3 protein-coding genes are annotated in these 2,749 nt (G+C 48.8%); 1 reads left to right on the forward strand and 2 read right to left on the reverse strand.

Translation table 11 applies throughout. The annotated features are described in order from the left end of the window. Positions 1-55: 55 nt before the first annotated feature. Positions 56-583 carry a GNAT family protein gene (locus tag E0L15_RS11990; RefSeq protein WP_168125773.1) on the reverse strand — a complete coding sequence of 176 codons (528 nt, stop codon included), beginning with the start codon at positions 581-583 and terminating at the stop codon, positions 56-58. Positions 584-699: 116 nt separating this feature from the next. Continuing rightward, complete coding sequence (locus E0L15_RS11995) at positions 700-1,650, reverse strand: DUF3658 domain-containing protein (protein WP_168125774.1); 951 nt, start codon at positions 1,648-1,650, stop codon at positions 700-702. Positions 1,651-1,821: 171 nt separating this feature from the next. Between E0L15_RS11995 and E0L15_RS12000 the strand changes: the two genes are divergently transcribed. Continuing rightward, a complete protein-coding gene (locus E0L15_RS12000; protein WP_168125776.1) occupies positions 1,822-2,733 on the forward strand; it encodes a helix-turn-helix transcriptional regulator in 912 nt (303 codons plus the stop codon). Positions 2,734-2,749 lie beyond the last annotated feature (16 nt).

Below are 2,749 nucleotides of genomic sequence, written 5' to 3' on the forward strand. Positions count from 1 at the left end.
GTGTGTATGATTTTTTTACTTTTCCCTACCATATCCCGAAAGAATATTCCTTCTGTTAGTTCCATTCGTGGCTGAGAATCCGCATCATAACAAAATCGCTGTACTCATTGTTGTAGTAATACGCCTCTTCCAGAATACCTTCCTGCTTGAATCCGATTTTCTTGTAGAATTCCAGCGCATCGGTATTCAATCCAACGACTCCGATGGAGACACGATGCATGTCATACTCATGGAACGCCATATCAAACATGATACGAATGGCTTCCGTCCCGTACCCTTTATGCTGCATCTCCGGATCGGGAATGATAATCGTCAGGTCCGTCTGGTGCCATGCCGGAAACATGCGCAGCAGACCCGTCTCACCAATCAGATTGCCGTCCAGGTCGGTAATGGTAAACCAAAGCGAGTCTTTGGATTTATGGTTGACGGTAATGCAAGTTTTCATCTCTTCCTCGGTGGTAGGCTTCTCAAACCCACATTGAAACATAACCTGCGGCTGATTGAACCAATAGGTATAAAACGGCACATCTTCTTCTCTTTGCTCCCGCAAAATAATCCGTTTCCCTCTGACCTCTTTCTTCATATATTTTCATAAACCTTTCTTTTGCTTCGACAAGTCTGGATTTACCCGTTATTTAGAGCCTTCTGTGTCCAATCAGTCGTTTTCGCTGCTCCCACCATACAACTGCTCTATTTTTATCACATTTTCTTGCGAAGTGTGCGTCTATATGTGGGTCCATCCGGGTCCGGAGGCGTCAGGACCTCAAACAGCCCCTCTTTGACAAACTGCTCGATTCGCTGGGCAATCCAGGCATCTCCAATCCCAAGCTGGTACTTGCCCAAGATGACGCCAATGGCCCTGGCTTCCACAAATTCTCTCTCCTGGGTCTTCAATTCTCTGAGAATATAGCTGTCATACACCTCTTCCGGGGCACTTTGCAGTCTGCCATTGAGGTAAATCCGCAGCGGTGCATTCTCTTTTTGAAGCTCACTCCACCGCTGGGCACAGGCCTCTACCAGCGCAGGTTTCCCCTCCCGCTGCAAGGAGAGATACTTCCCCCATTCACCCGGCCCCAGTTCTCCACAGCCTTGATACGTGCGAACCGTGGTGTCCTCCTGATCGTTCCACGCTGGAATCTGGATCAAATAGACCGCTCCCCGCTGTTTCAAGGGGTGCAGTTGGGCCATCAGCCAGTGCATGCCACACATTTCATCCGGATTGTGGCTATACCATACCCGCACGTCTTCTCCCCCGGCGCACCGGGCCAAGACGGAAGCCAAATCCCGCCGGGCGCTTTGTAACTCTTCCTCCAGTTCCTGCTCCATGTCTTCCCGGGGCCAGACCGAGGCGAGCTTCTTCAAAGTGGCACGTCTCTGCTCCCCCGGTTCTGTCTCCGTGATCTCGCCCACGCTGAGGGCCAGATCGAAACAGTAAATATCATTTCTCTCACTTCCCAGAGAAACGGCGTTTTCCCAGTCCCGACGGGCCCGTTCTTCCGCCTGCATCTGGGCATCATGGAGCTCTTCCTCTGTGGGTTGGTCGCCCTCCACAAACGCCACAGCAGCGCCGCTACGATATGGTCCCACGCCATAGCTCTGCGCCACTCTCCGGCTGCCATATGCACTTCGACTAAAGACGACTTCCAGCATATCAATAGCCCCCCTACTTTTTTTCGTGTTGATGTTCCATCATTATACCACGTAGAACAGCCGCCGTCAGGACTTTTTGTGTTGGGGCGTTTTGTAAACCAGTCATTGACAACAGGTGGTGGACAAGACCGTCCAACCGATATATTCTAAGAGAGAAAGGTGGATACTTCTATGGAATTAAAAGACAAATTGAGAGCTTTGAGATCTGACTTTCACTATTCTCAAGAGGATATCGCAGACTATCTTCAAGTGAGCCGACAAGCGGTCTCACGATGGGAAACTGGTGCCGCAATGCCCTGCACCGAAAATCTAATCAAGCTGTCCCAGCTCTATCAGGTCTCACTCTACGAGCTGGAAGACGGCGCGGTAGAACACCTGTCCTTTCAAGTAAAACTCTTAAATCACTTGCTAAAAACAACGGTTCCCCGCAATGTTCTCAATCAGAATATCGAATATATCGTTATGGAACATGGGTGGTCACAGGAACAATATGACAAGCTGAATTTGTTTTTGGTCCAAGCTTGGAACGATTATCCGAAATGGACCGTTGACTATTTTAGAACGAATTTACAGGAAGTTCTCACGACCAACGTCTCCACCATTGTTTTGTATCAAATACTAAACGCCTATTCTTCTTTCACGCAGCGAGCGCTGACCCCAGATTTCAACCTGTACCCTTCAAAAAACGCAATTCTTCGCCAACTGGATTCCTTATCCTCTCAAATTCTTCCCTCCCCCATCCAAAGTTTTTTCCGCCGCTTACAACAGCACGGATTGAAGATCGACCAGTTATCAGAAAAAGAACCGTCCTATATCGGAGCTTCCGCAGGCTGTGGGTTCTCTCTGCACGGGTGGGAAGAGGAGATCGAGATTTACCTTTTTGATCCATCGGACACACAAAGCATCGCAACAATTGAAAACCTACAAAACATCCAATCCAACAGGCCTTTGACGCTATATCTGGGCAAAAATTCAAAAATCGAACAGGCCATTGACGGGTATGCCTATCACCAGGGACTGCTGCTATGTCAGTATCTCTATCACCCAGCCAAAGATCTATTGCGAAAGGCACTTCATTCCTAAGAATGAAGTGCCTTTT

The sequence above is a fragment of the Pseudoflavonifractor sp. SW1122 genome (assembly GCF_012027765.1).
In the GTDB taxonomy this organism is placed as follows: Bacteria; Bacillota; Clostridia; order Oscillospirales; family Oscillospiraceae; genus Enterenecus; species Enterenecus faecium.

Bases quoted from the DNA above. Each gene is read 5' to 3' on its own strand.
- E0L15_RS11990 (WP_168125773.1), bottom strand. From the start codon at position 583: ATGAAGAAAGAGGTCAGAGGGAAACGGATTATTTTGCGGGAGCAAAGA.
- E0L15_RS11995 (WP_168125774.1), bottom strand. From the start codon at position 1,650: ATGCTGGAAGTCGTCTTTAGTCGAAGTGCATATGGCAGCCGGAGAGTG.
- E0L15_RS12000 (WP_168125776.1), top strand. From the start codon at position 1,822: ATGGAATTAAAAGACAAATTGAGAGCTTTGAGATCTGACTTTCACTAT.